This is a genomic window from Micromonospora craterilacus (assembly GCF_003236315.1).
In the GTDB taxonomy this organism is placed as follows: Bacteria; Actinomycetota; Actinomycetes; order Mycobacteriales; family Micromonosporaceae; genus Micromonospora; species Micromonospora craterilacus.
This window is the reverse complement of sequence record NZ_POTY01000191.1, coordinates 1-13,989: the sequence shown is the minus strand read 5'-3', so window position 1 is coordinate 13,989 and position 13,989 is coordinate 1. Positions and strand designations below refer to the sequence as shown.

Sequence of the window (13,989 nt, the reverse complement as noted above, 5' to 3'; positions counted from 1 at the left end):
CCACCGGCACCCGGCCCGTGGCCGCCGCCCGACCCGCCGCTGCCGTGAGCAGCCTCACCGGCCTGCCGGCCGCGCCGCCACGGCAGCCTGTCGAGCAGCCCACGCCGCTCCCCCGGCTTCTTGCTGCTGTCCTTGCCGGCGGCCTTGCGTGCCTGCCGGGCAGCCCGCCGGATACCGGCCCGCCGCCACGCCAACGCGGCGGAGAACACCACCAGGACGACCAGCAGGTTCAGGGCGAGTGCCCACACCCAGCCGAGGGTGAGCAGGATCAGCACCTGCAACCCGAACAGGATCAGCGCGATCGTGGCGAGGACGTGCGGGGTCAGCACCTTCGCCATCAGCTTGGCCACCAGAGGGTGAACCTGCTTCACCCTGACCTTCGGCTCCGCAGCGGCCGGGCCGGTGGTGGTCGTGGCCGTGCCGGCGGGCGTGGCCGTGGTCGTCTGCGTGCCGGTGACCGGCGCTGTCACGGGGGCGGCCACGCCGGCGGTTTGGGCTTGCGTCACCGCTCCGGCCACTACCGGAGCGGTGACGCTCTGTGGCGTGTCCAGGGGTGGACGTCCACCCCCCTGGACGGAGGAGGGAACACCCCCCTCTGAGCTGTGGGTGTCCGTCTCAGCCCCCGTGTCCAGTGGGGTGGACGTCCACCTCTGGACGAGGCGACCGATACGCACGGTGACTCCTTAGAAGAGGCCGACCAGCAGCTTGAATGCCATGACGAAGAAGCCCGCGACTGCCCGGATGACGGTGAGGGCCATGGTCATGCCCTCCTTGATCGGGCCCTCGCCACCGATGCCGATGACGACGCCGAGGAGCACGGCGAACAGGGCGTCGTGCCAGCGGGCCGATGTTCGGAAGGTGCGCCACACGACCCAGAGCAGCAGCAGCGCGCCGACGGCACCGAGGCTGATGGCCGAAGCCGTGAGAGCCGGGTCCTTCGCGGCGGCGGCGAGGACGTTCATCGCGCGGCCACCCCGGCGATGACGCCGACCACCGCAGCGGACAGGAACACGAAACGCCAGGTCATCAGGGACTTGAGCATGGGATACCTCCAGGTCAGGCGGGTACGGGTGTGCCGTTGACGGCGGTCGTCGGCGTCGCAGGCGGGTCGATCGGGAGCGTCGGCTTGCCGCGGTTGTCGAACCAACGGCGGATGGCGCTCACGGTCTCGCCGAGTTCGTCGGAGAGCGCCTGCCACGTCCACCGCGCCCGGTCGCTGTCGCGCAGCTCGAACGCGCGCTGCTGCGTCGGGTGCCACGGTGCTGTCGTCGGCCACTTGACGGCAGCCTTGCCGCTGCTGCCGGCTGTCTGCTGCTGCCGGACGGCGGGCCTCTGCTGCGTCACCTGCTGCTCGACCGGACGGACAGCAGCAGCAGTTGCCGCGGCGAGTTGCTGCCGCAGATCGGCGGCCTCTGCTGTAGCCCGGTCGATGGCAGCAGTTGCCGCCGCGGTCTGCTGCCGGAGCTGGCCGACGAGTTCGCGGGTGGTGTCGAGGTCGGCGGCCGTCCGGTCGGCGCGGCCAGCGGTGATCGTCGCGGTCTGCTCGGCGGCGGCAACCCGGCGGGCCGCGTCCAACCGGGCCTGGGTGGCGTCGGCCTCGGCGGCACGGCGGGCCTCATCGGCGGTGGCGGCCTGCCGTTCGGCGGCGGTCGCCCGCACCTCGGCGGTCTGGGTTTCTTCAGCGGCGATCTCCAGCAGCGCGTTCAGTTCGGCGACCTGGCGGCGCAGCGCGGCGGCGGTGTCCTCGGCGGCGGCCCGGTCGGTGGCGGCCTGCTCGACCACCCGGGCCAGCTCGGCGGCGACGTCGGCGCGGACTGTAGCCAGCTCGTCGGCGGCTGTCCGCCGCAGGACGGCGAGGGCGGCGTTGAGCTGGCGGACGCGCAGCCACGGGTTGAGCCGCGCCCACCCGACGGCGGGAACGGCACCGGCGTATCGGTCGACCTGGTACGCGCGGATCCGCTTCGCCCGGCGGACGGTTTCGAGGTGTTGCACGGCGTGGCGGACCGACCCGTACCAAGCGATCTGCTCGTCCGACGCATCGGCGGCCAGCGGCCGTGGCGGGTGGTTCTCCCAGGCGAGGGCCGCTGCGGCGGTGTTCGGAAGGTAGGTGATCCAGCGGAGGCCGAACGGGGGCCGAACCCGTGGCACCTTCTTCTCGCTCGTGGAGCGGAACAGGTCGAGCAGCTCGTGGAGGACGCCCATGCTGGCTACGGCGAAGTAGCCGAGCACCACGGCGGCGGCGAGCGAGTGCGCGGAGCCGTAGCCATGCCACACGCCGATGCCCGCCGACATGAGGGTTGACGACCAGACGATCCGGTAGGAGCGGTGCGTCGGGCGACCGGCTTTCGCTGCGGCGAACATCAGAACCGCGAAGAGGACGGCGATGCCGTCGATGCCGCCGACGATCAGCCAGTCGTGTCCGTCGCGCCAGTCGAGCGTGTCACGAGCGAAGCCGAGGAGGTTGGTCGCGGAGGCGGCCAAGATGCATCCCCACAGGCCGCCCGCGAGGACGACGGAGGCGATGAACAGGCCGCCGAGCTTGTCGCCGGTCTTCGGCGGGGCGACACGGAGTGCCTTGTCGAGCCGGTGACGCATCACGACCAGGGCGACGAAGAGCAGACCGGCGAGCGTGAGCCACGTCCAGCCGGGGACGGCGTCGAGGGCTGCACCGGTGGCGTCGATGGCGTGCTGCCACCACACCGGGCCGTCGTCGGCCGCCGGGGCGTGGTCGTCGCCCGGGAGCGGTTCGCGCAAAGTGCCCAGGTTCACCGGCTGACCTCCTCATGTGGCGGGTGCACTGTGTGGCAATGGTCCGGTACAGTCTGCCACGAGTGCAACCAGTGCAACAAGCGCAACCAGGGGGTTGAGGTTTGGGCGCGTCGGATCTCTGTCTGTCGGCTCGCCGTTCGGTGGCACTGGTTGCGCAGCGGGCTAAGATCACCGCAATCGACGCGAAGGAAGGTCGCATGGCCGGACACGACCCGGCCGACGTAGAGCGTCGGCTACGGGCCGGCGAGCGGGTCACCGTGCCCGAACTCGCTGCGGTGTTCGAGCGCGACCGCACCACTGTCTACCGGTGGGTCGTCAAACGAAAGCTGATCAAGTCTCGGATGTCGCCCGGCGGCGGTGAGGTCGAGATCGAGCCCGAGGATGCGCTACGGGCACTGGCGAACTGGCGAGCCGGCAGGCCGCTGGACGCCGAACCCGACCGGGAGGCATAGACGCGCCGCGCAGCCCATCAGAGTTTCACTGCGCCCCGGCCCGGTCCGGGGCTTCTTCATGTCCGCGCTTAGTCCCGGTTACGGCCAAACGCGTATCGTCCACACGATCCGCCCCGATCCGAGGAGCCAAACGACATGCCGTCGACCGCAGACAACTTCACCACCGGCCCCGACCGGTGGGGCTACTTGAAAGGCGCACGGTTCGTCCAGCCGGCCGAATGGGATCAGTACGCCCAGGACGTTGTCGGGCGGCAGAACATCCACATGTGGCCGATTGTCGATGCCCTGTCGCTCGCGGCGAACAACGACGGGCTAATCCGGAACTTCGAGCCCGACGAGTTCTACACAGGGCCGCTGTCGGATGCCATGCGGAATGAGGACGACGAGGCGTCGTGGCAGCTGGTGTACGACCGGTTCTCGGCGGTCGTGCTGATGAAGCTCATGTTCAAGCTGGTGGAGGCTGGACTTCTCGCGACGCGCGGGAATGGCGACAGTTCGGACTACCGGCTGACGTTGCCAGCGACCGAGCGGCCGAGCGCGTAAGGGGTCGAAAGGCGCGGTAGCCGGCCACCCGAGCAGGTGACCGGCTACCGCGCTTCCCGGGGTCAGGTACGGGAGTGCTGCTCTGCCTTGCGCGTGACGTGCCAGGCGACCGCGGCGAGGCCGGCGAACGCGACGGCGGCGTGCACCAGCGGGTGGCTGTCGGCGACCATTTCGGCGGCCGACACCAACGTTGGCAGGAGCAGCGCGAGGCCGATCCACAGCCACGGGCCGGTCAGCCACCAGACGATCGGCGGCATGGTCTGCGGGGGCTGCACGACCCGGGCCGACATGGAGGGCCCGGCCGGCGTCGCCGCTGCGGCGAACGGCTGCCACGAGCCGTGCGTCACCGGTCGGGCCACGGTGTGGGCCTTCGACGCACGGCTGGTCGCATTGGCGAGCCGGGCGTCGCGCTCCGCAGCCTCCCGGCTTCGGGCGGGCTCGTACTCGGTCCGGTCGGGCCAGACGTGGCAGACGGCGAACTGGCCGGTGGCCAGGTTGTCGGCGGTCCACTCTCCGTGCTCCTCTTCGCGGTACACCACCCATGCGGTGCCGGGCAGTGTTCGGTTGATCGCTTCGGCTTCGCGGATGGCGTCCCACAGCGACTTCTCCGGCTGGACGCTCTGGTGTCCGTTGGGTGCGATCACGGCTGTGCCGTAGCCGACCTGTTTCGTCGCGGGCTCGGTTGTCTTGGGTTCGCTGGTTGTCGTCATCGGCTCTGGTCCTCCTTGAAGAGTTCGGTCTTGAGCAGGTCACGGTGGGCGGGGAACACCACGCCCCGGAACGTGCCGTCCAGGTGCGCGGTCAGGGCGTCGTAGGTGTTGGCGCGGATCCAGGCGGCCCGTCGGGCGTCGTCGGAGCCGACGATGGGCGGCAGCCGTCCGGGCGGGTACGCGCCGAGGTGGGCGCGGGACACGACGGTGACCATCCATGCCTCGTCGGAGGCACGCGGGTCCGGCACCCACCGCGGTTCGCCAGTGGTCCAGTAGGAGGCAGTCACCTCCAGCGTGGTTTCCTCTAGCAGTTCGCGGCGGGCCGCGTCGAGGGGCGTCTCCCCCTCGTCCATGTAGCCGCCGGGCAGTGCCCAACCGAGGCCGTCGCGGCGCTCCACCATCAGCAGCCAGCGGACGCCGTCGGAGGTGGCGGCGGTGACGAAAGCGTCGGCGCAGGGCTGCTCGCCCCAGTGGCCGACCCGGTTGCGGCCGTGGCGGATGCCGGTCGTGGGGCCGGGGCTGACCGGTCGGCCGCTCACGACGTCGAACGGGATCAGGGCGGCGGCCTGCCGCTCGGCCCAGTTGATCGCGGTCGGGTCCATTTCCGGGTCGGCCCAGTCCTCACCGGCGGCGATGGCGTCCAGCACCTCGGGGTCGGTGTACGTGCGGCCGTGCTGCCGCTGCCGGATGTCGGCGAGCCGCACGCACAGGTCGTCCACTGCCTCGTGGATGGCCTGGTCGTCGGGGCCGTGCGGGTCCAGCCACGGCCGCCCGTCGACCCGGAACCACTCCAGCGCCTCATGCACGGCCTCGGCGACGGCATACGCCGCGAACCGGTCGACCCACTCGGCCTCGGTGCGACCGTCGGCCTCGCCGTCCTCCGGCACTTCCCACCCGCCCGACTGGTCGAGGCTGTTGCCGTAGGCGCACGGAATGTCGGGGCCGGACAGTTCGCCGGGGGCGAACCGTCGGTCGCGGTCGGCGCGGCCGTAGGTGAGCTGGAAGGTGCAGCGGGCGGCAGCGGCCTCGGCGACGCGGTCGGTGTCGTCAGCCACGGCGACCCTCCCTGATGGCGACGAGCGCCAGTTGGGCGGCCCGCAGGTAGTCGGCGACGCGGTCTGGTGGCACCTCGCCGTTGTCCCACCGGCGGGCGGCCTCGCCTTCGAGCGCACACCCCCGGATGTAGTCGTGGCGGGCGAGTCGGTGCAGGGCCCCGGCGCCGGTGATGCGGGCCAGCTCGGCGGCGTAGTCGTCGCGCTGCCGCCGCACCCGGGCAAGGTCGGCTTCCAACTCCTGGATGACAGTCTGCTCAGCCACGGCGTCAGTCCTTCCTGACCTGGCCGTCGCGCAGCTTGTGCCACGGGTTCAGCAGCTCGGCCCCGTTGTCGTACTTGATCCGGGTGCGGTACTCGATCGACGTGGCGACGATGCCGTTCGCGCGACTGGTCGGCCCGCTCAGTGACGCGACATGCGTGGCGACACTGTCGGCGATCAGCGCGGCGTGCTCGGCGTCATCCGCCCACCGACGGGTGCTCTTTCCGTCCGGGTGGTGTGTGACGGCCGCCCATTCTTCGGTGAGGTCGGCGATGCCTAGCTCGCTGCCCTCGGCGCGCAGCTGGGCGGTCACCCTTCCCAGAGTGCGAATGGCGTCCCGGGTGTCGGCGTTGTACTGGTAGATGACCGCCGCGAGGTCGTCGCCGTCGGGCGGGTAGCCGGCGCGGCGTAGGGCGTCGCGGGCCAGGCCGATGGTGTCGATGGCCTGCTCGGCGATCAGCGCGAGAGAGAACAGGTCCACGCTGCCCCCGGCGGTGCCGTGGGCGGCCTTCACCCGGGCGATCAGGTCGCGGGCTTGCTGCGTCTCGATCGTGGTTGTCACTTCGGTGTGTCCTCCTTGCGGGTTGGGTCGAGAGCGGCGACACGGGCGGCGTTGGCCATGTCGGAGTCGGAACACCGGACGACCAGGAACACCGCAGCGTCCGACTCGTGCAGCGAGTGGCTCAGGTAGTCCACGGCGGCCTGGGTGCTGTCGCAGTCGACCGACCAAGCCGGGATCCCTCCGTCGCCGGAGTGGACGCCCTGGACCTTCCAGCGCTGCGGCTCGTCATCCATCACTGCTGCTGCTCCTCCGCGTAGCTGATCGGTCGGAGCACGACGGGCACTCGCCGTCCTGCCCGTCCCCGTTTGTCTCGTCGTAAACGGACCCACAACGGCGGCACACCCTCGGCTCCTGGAAGTCGTCCAGCTTCAGGTGGCTGTCGGTGCAGGGCCCGGACACGAGGACCATGCCCGGCCGGCGGTGACTGCGGACGGACACCTGGTGCAGGGTCACCCCGTCGCCCAGCTCGACGTCCACCGCGCGGCCGGCGAGTTCCCGGATGGTGTTGACCGCGTCGGTGAGGTCCGCGCCCGGGGCGATGTGCAGGGTGGCCAACAGCACCACGTCGACGCTGAACGGCTCATCGGCAGTGACGTCCTCCTGGCTGTAGGTGCCGGCGAGCAGGTGTTCGTGGCGCAGGTCAGCGGCCATCAGGGCGGCGGTCGACTCGCCGTGCAGGCTGGCGAGCAGCCCCGCCGTCTCGGCGACCAGGTCGGGTGTGCCGGCGCGGATGCCTCCGGTGAGGTAGCCGGCGGCGTGCAGGTCGGCGGCAGTGGCTTTGGCCTGCTCGATGCGGTCGGGGCCGTCGAGGTGCCGGCCGATGATGGCGGCGGCGCGGCCCCGGATGAGGTCGGCGGCGACGTGTCGGCCGTGGCCGGTGAGGTGCCGGGCATCCGGACCGCGTACGCCGGAGCCGGGCGTCAGGATGCCGCAGCGCACGAGGGAGTCGACGGCGCTCCGGTCGGCCGGGTTGAGGCCAGTGTGCCGGTAGACGAGGCCGCGGTTGTCGGCGGCGGTCAGGATCCAGTCGATCTGCCGGTCGCTGAGGCTGACGGTGACGGTCATGGCGGTCCCTACTTGGCCGACTCGGTTGAGGCGGAGAGCAGGTCTTCCAGCCAGCCGACCGGGTCGCTGGTCATGCGTGCGACGTCGTCGGCGGTCGGTGCAGCCACCACGGCCCCGTCGGCGGCGCGTGCCCGTTGTGCTTCGACGTTGTCCCGGGCCATCGCCCAGGGGTTGCGGAAGCCGGCCGCCATCAGGCGCACGGCCTCGGCCTTGATGTCCGGGTCGGCACTCAGCTCCGCTGCCAGCGCCTCGTCAGCCCGGCGCTTGAGGTCCGGGGCGACCGCTTCGCGGCCGGCGTCGGTGATCTCCAGCGTTCGTCCGTCTGGCTCGGTCACCCACCCGGCCCGCAGCATGGCGGCGATGGTGCGGAGTTGGTAGGGGTCGCTGCTGGTTCGGCCGCCGCCGTCGATGGCGGCCAGCAGTGCGCGGCGTTGGACGACGGTCGGTGTTGCGTACCTCGTTGTCGTGGCGTTCATGGCTCGGTCCTCACTTCTGGTCGCGGATGGCGGCGGTGCGGGCCGCCTTGCGGGTGCGCTGCCGGCGGGGCCGGTTGTCGTGGCGGCCGGCGGCTCCCGAGCGGCGGCGCTCCTGGTCGGCGCGTACGTAGGCGGGGTTGGGGCCGACCGTGGGCTTGGTGTCGGTGGCCATGGCGGTCACCGGTACCAGCGGGAGACGGAGTCCATGGCGCACACGCCGAGGCGGGTGAGCCGGTACCGGCGCTTGCCCTCTTCGGCCTGCTCGATGAGCTTGTGGGCGAGCAGCCAGTTCCGGGTGCGGGTGTCGGCGATCGGGCCGCCGCTGGTGTGCCACAGGTGGGTGAGGGTGTCGGCCCGCTTGTCGGTGAGTCGGGGCATGTCGACGGGGGTGACGCTGGCGGTGCGGCAGACGAGGCCGATGCCCCAGGCGTTACGGAGTTCGAGGCGGGTGCCGAGGTTGTTGATGACGCGCCACATGCCGTGCAGGTGGGTGAGGGTGCCGTGGTACTGGACGGTCGGGTCGGCGGAAAGGTAGCGGGCCACGTCCAGCCTCCTAGCTCGGTGGTAGCTCCTACTATCAAGCTACCCCATTAGGACCGGCCGTGTCAGGACATTCGACAAAAACGCCGCAGCCAAAATCGGCGGCGGTCAGGTCAGAGATCAACCCCCGCGTGCGACAACCACCGCGCCACCCGCGCGAACGTCAGAGCCTCATCCCGCGACACCCCGTGCTCCCGCACCAACGCCGACGCAACCTTCGCCTTCCGGCCCCCGTACACCGGGCGGAGACGCAGAGCAGCAGCCAGCACCGCGGCGTCGAGGCGGAACTCTTCCCCGTCGGCCTTCACCACCACCTGGTCGCCGGCCCGGTTCACCACGAGCCGTACCGGCAGATCGGACGCGACCGCCTTCTCCGCCTCCGCCACCCGGTGGGCTGCCTGGCGGGCCTGCGCGTCAGCGCGACGCACGCCCCCGCCGATGCCGTCGCCCTTCTGGCGGCGCGGATGCCGCTTGAACCACTCTTCGACCTCGTCGGCGCGGTGGACGTGCCACCACGGCATCGTGCCCGCGTAGCCGTCAGGCTTCGGGAACGGATCGTCGGCGTACTTGCCGCGCCGGGTGCCGCCGGTCGCCCGGACGGGAATCTCCTCGCGCGATTCGAACATGTTCCGCTGAATCGCGGTGATCTTCATCGAGTCGACGCCGGCCAGGCGGGCGCCGATCGCCGCGAGATCAGCGGTCGTCAGAAACGGGTGGTCCGGCATCTCCGCGTCCCCCACGGCAAATTGATTGTCGGGGGCACCATACGTCAGTACGCCTTCCATCGGCGACGTACCTTCCTCTCTACTCGGGTGCGTCGCCGTACCCGTCCGGCTTGGTGACGGGTACGCGACACACGAACTCTCGGTGGTCAGGTGGCGGCCGGGCCGGCAGCAGCCTGCCCGGCCGGCCGGCAGTCGCCCATTGCGTGCTGCTCGCTCCGCCCGCACACGGTCGCGGCCAACGCGGCGTCACGGTCCTCGACGGTGGTGGCCGGCTCGTGCCACACCATCCACCCGCCGGTGCGCTGCTCGGCGTCCCCGCAGCGGCCCGTCTCGTCCCACTGACTCTCCCGCCACCAGTTCCCCTCCCGGCCGGCGACGGAGAAGTACAGGTAGATGTAGTGGCCGCAGTGCCGGCATGTCCCGACCTGCGTGCCCTCCCCGTCGGCGACGAACGTCTGGGTGCCCTCGGCGATCGGCGCGGTCTTCGGCAGGTGGTTGGCGACCACCTCCCGCCAGTTGTCCGCGTGCGTCTGGCAGAACGCCTTGTTCAGCCCGGCGCTCCCCAACGGCTTCCAGGCGACGACGGTCGTGGCACGCGCGTAGCACATAAAGTCCTGGCAGGTGATGGTGATGAGCCGAACCCCCAGGTGGCCGGCGGGCATCTCCCGGCCGAGGGCCTGGTAGCCGGCGGCAAGGAGCCGGTGCTGAATCTGCCCCGGGTGGCCGCCCTCCTTGGGTTCCTCGGCGACCCAGCCGTTGGACTCGCAGCCACGGATCAGCCGCCGGCCCCCGACGAGGTGCATGGCGTTGGCGGAGACTCCTCCGTTGTCGGCGATGGCCGCCATGAACCGGTGCTGGGTGGGTGTGGGTGTGGGTGTGGGCTTGTCGGTGCTGGTCATCGTGTCCTCCAAGGGATCGGTAGCTGGGTCAGCAGGCGGCGTCGAGCAACGCCAGGGCGTCGGTGTGGCCGGCGGTGCGGGCGGCGGCGATGCGGCGGGCGATCTCGTCGCGGGCCGCGGTCGCCTCGGGCTGGCCAGCCCGGTTGGCGATCACGTCGACTAGTTCGAGCAGCGGCGCGACCGGCGCCGCCGGGGCGGTGCCGACAAGGTCAGCGAGGGTCGCGCCCTCGTCGTCCCCATCGCCGAACAGCAGCTCCGAAAGCGGGTGGGCGGTCTTGTCGGCGTCGGGCCGGGGCTCGATGATCACCGGACCGTCGGGCGTGCGGGGCTCGGGAACGGCGGCGGGCGCCGGAGCGGAGGCGGCGGCAACGAAATCGTCCACCCACGCCAGGCCCTCACGGTCCAGGACTTCCTTGGCTCGGGTCACCGCGACGTACGCCAGCATGGCGTCCTCGCGGGAAACCTTGGGCTCCTGCTTCTCGCCGTCTTCGCCTTCCTTGCCCTTCGGCGCCGGGAAGTCCGAGGCGATCTGGACCCGGGCCCACTCGCGGCCCTTCGACTTGTGCGCGGTGCTGACGACAACCTCGGCGTACCGCTCGTCGCTCAAGCGGTCCACGATCCCCAGCAGGCCCTCAGCGCCGTACTTGTCGACCAGGTTGACGAGCACCTTGATGTCGTCGGCCTCGCCCTGCTGGACGGCCTCCTGCACTTCGGTCCATGTGGTGTACGTAGACAGGTCGCTGTAGTCCGTCGGGCGGCCGTCGAGCAGCCGCATCGCGCCCTTCGCGAACCCGGCGATCTCACCGCCGCCCCCGGCGAGCGCAACCCGGCGGCCCTTGTCCAGCTCGGCGACGGCCCGGCCGATCGCGCCGGAGTTCGTGCGGCACAGCACCGCGTCGGGGGCGTCCAGGTCGGCGAGACGGGACGGGATCTGGTCGAAGCCGACCAGCCGGAGCGTCGTGCCCTCGATCAGGCTCAGCCATTTGTTGGCCTCTTCGGCGATCTTCGGGCCGAAGCGGAACGACTGGCTGAGGTAGAACCGCTTGCCGTCGAAGTTCTCCATGGCGTCGACAGCGCCCCGCCACCCGAAGATCGATTGCGCGCGGTCGCCGACCAGGATCTGCTGCGCGGCCTGGTTGGACACCAGGGCGGCAACCGCGGGGTTGGAGTCCTGCGCCTCGTCGAGGAGCACGTAGTCGACGGGCAGCTGCGGTTTGGTCAGCGCCCACATCTTGAGGTAGTGGTCCGGGTTGAAACGAAGCAGGCCCCGGGTGTTCTGGTAGTCGGTGTCCCATGCTCGCTGGGCGATCGGGACGAGGTAGTCGGCCAGCGCCCGCTGGGCGGCCTTGTCGACGCCCGGCAGGTAGGGCACCCGCCAGCGGGTGATCTGGTCGTCGGCGCTGTGGCAGAACCGCTTGATGGTCGCCATGACCATGCGGGCAAGGTGAACCTCGGTGTAGAGGTTGTCGTCCACCTTGAGCGGCTCGGTAATGCCGAGGAGCTGGGCTGTCTGGGCGGCGGTGGGCTTCTTGGCCTTGAAAAGACGGTCGCTGTAGAACTTGCCGACGGTGGCGAAGGCGAAGCCGTGGGAGGTCTTGCACCGGACGGTGCGCGGGAACTTCCGCTCGGCTTCCTTGGCGATGTCCTTGCCGAAGGCGATGTATGCGCCGCGCTTGCGGCCGAGCCGCTCGGCGAGCATCAGCAGCGTGCTGGTCTTGCCGGTACCTGCGCCCGCCTCGATGGTGATGTTCGCACCGGTGGCTGCGGCGTCGTTGATGGCCGCTTGCTCGTCGGTCGGGCGCATCCCATATCCCTCATCTCGGTCGTAGCTTCTACTATCAAGATAAGCCATGCGGGCCGACTCGTCCACGACTTCGAGAAATCAGCGGCGTGTCATCCGGCCGCTGGCCTGCCGATCCGCAGCACGAACCGGCCGCAGCCGCAACCGTCCACCCCGCACTGCCCGTTGCCCACCCCCGAAACCCGGGAGTAGTCCGGCAACGTCGAGCAGTGCGACGCGCACAGGTGCCGGCACGTACACACCCGCAGGTCGTTGTCCTCAATCCACTCCCCCGGACCGGCGGGCGGCCCGACCAGCCAGGCCAGCCACCGCACCGCGGTCGACTCGTGGCAGATCAGCACCACCTCGCCGGTGGCCTGGTCGCGGACCTCGATCCGGCCGTCGGGTCGGCGGTCGCCCAGCTCGTAGCCGGCGGCCGGTGCCGGGGCGGTCATCCGGCCTGCACCAGCGCCCGGCAGCCAGCGTGCACGTAGCCGTGCGCCTCCCTGCCCCGCGCGCTCCACCGCTCGTACCGCACCCACTCGTCGTCACCGACCGCGGGGCAGGTGCACCAGCCGCCGGTCGCAGCGGGTCGCCCGTCGGCGGTCAGGGTGGCGTCCTCGTGGGGACCAAGGGCGTTCCGCCACTCGTCGGTGCCGGGCTCAGCGGTGGCGTCGGCCCGAGCGGCGGCGTCAGCGGACCAGCCGCCGTGCACCTTGATCAGTGTGTCGACCATCTGGCCGACGGAGGTCGCGAGGATGCGGCTGGCCTGGGCGATGTGCAGCGGCACCCACTGCTGTCCGTCGCGTACCTCGATGCTGTGCAGCTCCCGGCAGTTTCCGGTGGCCTCCACTCTGGCCTGCCACGCGCGGGCGGCGTCTTCGCTGCCCGTTTCGTGGGTCCAGGCAGCGCACGCGACGCGATGAGTTTTGACGGTCATGGGAACTCCCTCAGGTTCCGGGGTGGCCCGCCCCGGGCGGGCGGGCCGTTCGGGTGGGTCAGTGGTTGGCCTTTGCCATCTCGCGCTGGAATTTGCGGATCTTCGCGTCGACCTTCGGCATCAGCCGGGCCTCGATCTCCTCGACGGTCACGCGGTCCTTGGCGGCCAACGCTTCGGCGATCTGCCGGGCGAACCCGCGCTGCTCGGCCTGCCACTCCTGGTTGCTGGCCCATCCGCGCTCGTCGCCGTTCTCCATGTGGCGCACCCAGTCGATTTCGGCGGTGCGGCGGGTCTTGATCTCCCAGCCGTCAACCTTCAGTACCTCGCCCGTCGCGGTGCCGATCAGCTTCGGGTCTTCGATGCGGGCCTTGCGGGCGGTGTCGGCGGCCTTGCGGGCGTGGGGGTGCTGGCGGAGGTTGCCGAGGCTGGTGACCGCGATCCCGTGGGCGTCACAGTCGCCGCATGATCCGTACGGGGTGGCGTACCGGCGGTTGACGCGAGCGGGGGTCTTGTTGAGGCAGATGCCCTTGGCGTCGGCCTCGGCGGTGGCGTAGGTGCCGGGGGTGCGGAATCCGTCGAGGACGGGGGCGTTGGGGACGCACACGGTGCAGACGTGCCAGCCGTACCGCTCGACTACCTGGGCGTCGTCCATGCCGGAGGCTGCGGCGGTGAGGTTCCGGTCGGTGCTGGCGTAGAGGGTCGAGCATTCGCCTTCGCGGTGCAGGTGGCCGTTGGGCACCCACCACCAGCGGTTCCAGAGGCGCTCGCGGTAGGCGGCTTCGAGGGGTTCGGCCTGCTCGGCGGCGTCGCGGGCGGCCTGGTTGGCGGTGTCGCGGATGCTGGCGGCGATTCGGTCGGAGTCGGCGATGGCCCGGTTGTGGGCGTAGGTGAGCCACAGCTTGATCAGCCGTGTGTCGATTTCAGCGGGGGTGCTGTGTGCGGTGACCTCGGCCATCCCATCCTCCATATCTCGATCGTGGTTCCTACTATCAAGTTACACGACCAGGGCCAGTCTCGTCGGTGAATCGGCGAAACTGGCCCTACCCCACGGCCCCGGCTACTCGTCCAACCGCAACTCCGGCCACGGCACGGTGCAGACGTGCCAGCCGTACCGCTCGACTACCTGGGCGTCGTCCATGCCGGAGGCTGCGGCGGTGAGGTTCCGGTCGGTGCTGGCGTAGAGGGTCGAGCATTCGCCTTCGCGGTGCAGGTGG

General features: G+C 70.8%; 20 protein-coding genes. 2 read left to right on the top strand and 18 right to left on the bottom strand.

Features of this window, described 5'->3' with window-relative positions; genetic code table 11:
- The 3 genes from C1I95_RS24665 to C1I95_RS24655 form a co-directional block, all read right to left on the bottom strand.
- The coding region (locus tag C1I95_RS24665) for a hypothetical protein (RefSeq protein WP_199523892.1) at positions 1-482 on the bottom strand (482 nt) is incomplete at its 3' end.
- Positions 483-683: 201 nt separating this feature from the next.
- The gene (locus C1I95_RS24660) at positions 684-962 is read right to left on the bottom strand and encodes a hypothetical protein (RefSeq protein ID WP_111217105.1); all 279 of its coding nucleotides are present in this window, start codon (positions 960-962) and stop codon (positions 684-686) included.
- 94 nt (positions 963-1,056) lie between these two features.
- Positions 1,057-2,769 carry a hypothetical protein gene (locus tag C1I95_RS24655; protein ID WP_111217103.1) on the bottom strand — a complete coding sequence of 571 codons (1,713 nt, stop codon included), beginning with the start codon at positions 2,767-2,769 and terminating at the stop codon, positions 1,057-1,059.
- A 197-nt stretch (positions 2,770-2,966) separates the two neighbouring features.
- On the opposite strand from C1I95_RS24655, the gene C1I95_RS24650 reads away from it, so the two are divergent.
- Positions 2,967-3,221 (top strand): hypothetical protein, encoded by a 255-nt coding sequence (locus tag C1I95_RS24650; RefSeq protein ID WP_111217101.1) that lies wholly within the window; start codon positions 2,967-2,969, stop codon positions 3,219-3,221.
- Between the two features lie 135 nt (positions 3,222-3,356).
- Positions 3,357-3,764 carry a hypothetical protein gene (locus tag C1I95_RS24645; RefSeq protein WP_111217099.1) on the top strand — a complete coding sequence of 136 codons (408 nt, stop codon included), beginning with the start codon at positions 3,357-3,359 and terminating at the stop codon, positions 3,762-3,764.
- A 62-nt stretch (positions 3,765-3,826) separates the two neighbouring features.
- Here C1I95_RS24645 and C1I95_RS24640 read toward each other — a convergent pair whose 3' ends face one another.
- The 15 genes from C1I95_RS24640 to C1I95_RS24575 all read right to left on the bottom strand — a co-directional run bounded on the left by C1I95_RS24640 (position 3,827) and on the right by C1I95_RS24575 (position 13,742).
- Complete coding sequence (locus C1I95_RS24640; protein WP_111217097.1) at positions 3,827-4,474, bottom strand: hypothetical protein; 648 nt, start codon at positions 4,472-4,474, stop codon at positions 3,827-3,829.
- The gene (locus C1I95_RS24635; RefSeq protein ID WP_325048858.1) at positions 4,471-5,529 is read right to left on the bottom strand and encodes an NUDIX domain-containing protein; all 1,059 of its coding nucleotides are present in this window, start codon (positions 5,527-5,529) and stop codon (positions 4,471-4,473) included. Before C1I95_RS24635 ends, C1I95_RS24640 begins: the two co-directional genes overlap by 4 nt.
- Positions 5,522-5,791 carry a hypothetical protein gene (locus C1I95_RS24630; protein WP_111217095.1) on the bottom strand — a complete coding sequence of 90 codons (270 nt, stop codon included), beginning with the start codon at positions 5,789-5,791 and terminating at the stop codon, positions 5,522-5,524. The genes C1I95_RS24635 and C1I95_RS24630 overlap by 8 nt, the downstream gene beginning before the upstream one ends.
- Positions 5,792-5,795: 4 nt before the next feature.
- Positions 5,796-6,350, bottom strand: coding sequence for a hypothetical protein (locus C1I95_RS24625; protein WP_111217093.1), 555 nt, complete (start codon positions 6,348-6,350; stop codon positions 5,796-5,798).
- Positions 6,347-6,586, bottom strand: a complete 240-nt coding sequence (locus C1I95_RS24620; protein ID WP_146605824.1) for a hypothetical protein — start codon at positions 6,584-6,586, stop codon at positions 6,347-6,349. Before C1I95_RS24620 ends, C1I95_RS24625 begins: the two co-directional genes overlap by 4 nt.
- Entirely contained in the window at positions 6,576-7,415 is an 840-nt protein-coding gene (locus tag C1I95_RS24615; RefSeq protein WP_111217089.1) for a hypothetical protein, read from the bottom strand. The genes C1I95_RS24620 and C1I95_RS24615 overlap by 11 nt, the downstream gene beginning before the upstream one ends.
- A gap of 8 nt (positions 7,416-7,423) precedes the next feature.
- Positions 7,424-7,891 carry a hypothetical protein gene (locus C1I95_RS24610; RefSeq protein ID WP_111217087.1) on the bottom strand — a complete coding sequence of 156 codons (468 nt, stop codon included), beginning with the start codon at positions 7,889-7,891 and terminating at the stop codon, positions 7,424-7,426.
- A 10-nt stretch (positions 7,892-7,901) separates the two neighbouring features.
- Positions 7,902-8,063: a hypothetical protein gene (locus C1I95_RS35390; RefSeq protein WP_158566461.1), complete on the bottom strand. Its 162-nt coding sequence runs from the start codon at positions 8,061-8,063 to the stop codon at positions 7,902-7,904.
- A 5-nt stretch (positions 8,064-8,068) separates the two neighbouring features.
- Positions 8,069-8,434 (bottom strand): hypothetical protein, encoded by a 366-nt coding sequence (locus C1I95_RS24605; protein ID WP_111217085.1) that lies wholly within the window; start codon positions 8,432-8,434, stop codon positions 8,069-8,071.
- Positions 8,435-8,544: 110 nt separating this feature from the next.
- Entirely contained in the window at positions 8,545-9,216 is a 672-nt protein-coding gene (locus tag C1I95_RS24600; RefSeq protein ID WP_146605823.1) for a hypothetical protein, read from the bottom strand.
- 86 nt (positions 9,217-9,302) lie between these two features.
- A complete protein-coding gene (locus C1I95_RS24595) occupies positions 9,303-10,055 on the bottom strand; it encodes a hypothetical protein (RefSeq protein WP_111217081.1) in 753 nt (250 codons plus the stop codon).
- Positions 10,056-10,083: 28 nt separating this feature from the next.
- A complete protein-coding gene (locus C1I95_RS24590; RefSeq protein ID WP_199523891.1) occupies positions 10,084-11,925 on the bottom strand; it encodes a UvrD-helicase domain-containing protein in 1,842 nt (613 codons plus the stop codon).
- 23 nt (positions 11,926-11,948) lie between these two features.
- Positions 11,949-12,290: a hypothetical protein gene (locus C1I95_RS24585; protein WP_111217079.1), complete on the bottom strand. Its 342-nt coding sequence runs from the start codon at positions 12,288-12,290 to the stop codon at positions 11,949-11,951.
- Positions 12,287-12,775, bottom strand: coding sequence for a hypothetical protein (locus C1I95_RS24580; RefSeq protein ID WP_146605822.1), 489 nt, complete (start codon positions 12,773-12,775; stop codon positions 12,287-12,289). The genes C1I95_RS24585 and C1I95_RS24580 overlap by 4 nt, the downstream gene beginning before the upstream one ends.
- A gap of 58 nt (positions 12,776-12,833) precedes the next feature.
- Entirely contained in the window at positions 12,834-13,742 is a 909-nt protein-coding gene (locus tag C1I95_RS24575) for a hypothetical protein (protein WP_146605821.1), read from the bottom strand.
- Positions 13,743-13,989: the final 247 nt, after the last annotated feature.

Bases quoted from the DNA above. Each gene is read 5' to 3' on its own strand.
- C1I95_RS24600 (WP_146605823.1), bottom strand. From the start codon at position 9,216: ATGGAAGGCGTACTGACGTATGGTGCCCCCGACAATCAATTTGCCGTG.
- C1I95_RS24645 (WP_111217099.1), top strand. From the start codon at position 3,357: ATGCCGTCGACCGCAGACAACTTCACCACCGGCCCCGACCGGTGGGGC.
- C1I95_RS24585 (WP_111217079.1), bottom strand. From the start codon at position 12,290: ATGACCGCCCCGGCACCGGCCGCCGGCTACGAGCTGGGCGACCGCCGA.
- C1I95_RS35390 (WP_158566461.1), bottom strand. From the start codon at position 8,063: ATGGCCACCGACACCAAGCCCACGGTCGGCCCCAACCCCGCCTACGTA.
- C1I95_RS24580 (WP_146605822.1), bottom strand. From the start codon at position 12,775: ATGACCGTCAAAACTCATCGCGTCGCGTGCGCTGCCTGGACCCACGAA.
- C1I95_RS24660 (WP_111217105.1), bottom strand. From the start codon at position 962: ATGAACGTCCTCGCCGCCGCCGCGAAGGACCCGGCTCTCACGGCTTCG.
- C1I95_RS24575 (WP_146605821.1), bottom strand. From the start codon at position 13,742: ATGGAGGATGGGATGGCCGAGGTCACCGCACACAGCACCCCCGCTGAA.
- C1I95_RS24650 (WP_111217101.1), top strand. From the start codon at position 2,967: ATGGCCGGACACGACCCGGCCGACGTAGAGCGTCGGCTACGGGCCGGC.
- C1I95_RS24615 (WP_111217089.1), bottom strand. From the start codon at position 7,415: ATGACCGTCACCGTCAGCCTCAGCGACCGGCAGATCGACTGGATCCTG.
- C1I95_RS24640 (WP_111217097.1), bottom strand. From the start codon at position 4,474: ATGACGACAACCAGCGAACCCAAGACAACCGAGCCCGCGACGAAACAG.
- C1I95_RS24595 (WP_111217081.1), bottom strand. From the start codon at position 10,055: ATGACCAGCACCGACAAGCCCACACCCACACCCACACCCACCCAGCAC.
- C1I95_RS24610 (WP_111217087.1), bottom strand. From the start codon at position 7,891: ATGAACGCCACGACAACGAGGTACGCAACACCGACCGTCGTCCAACGC.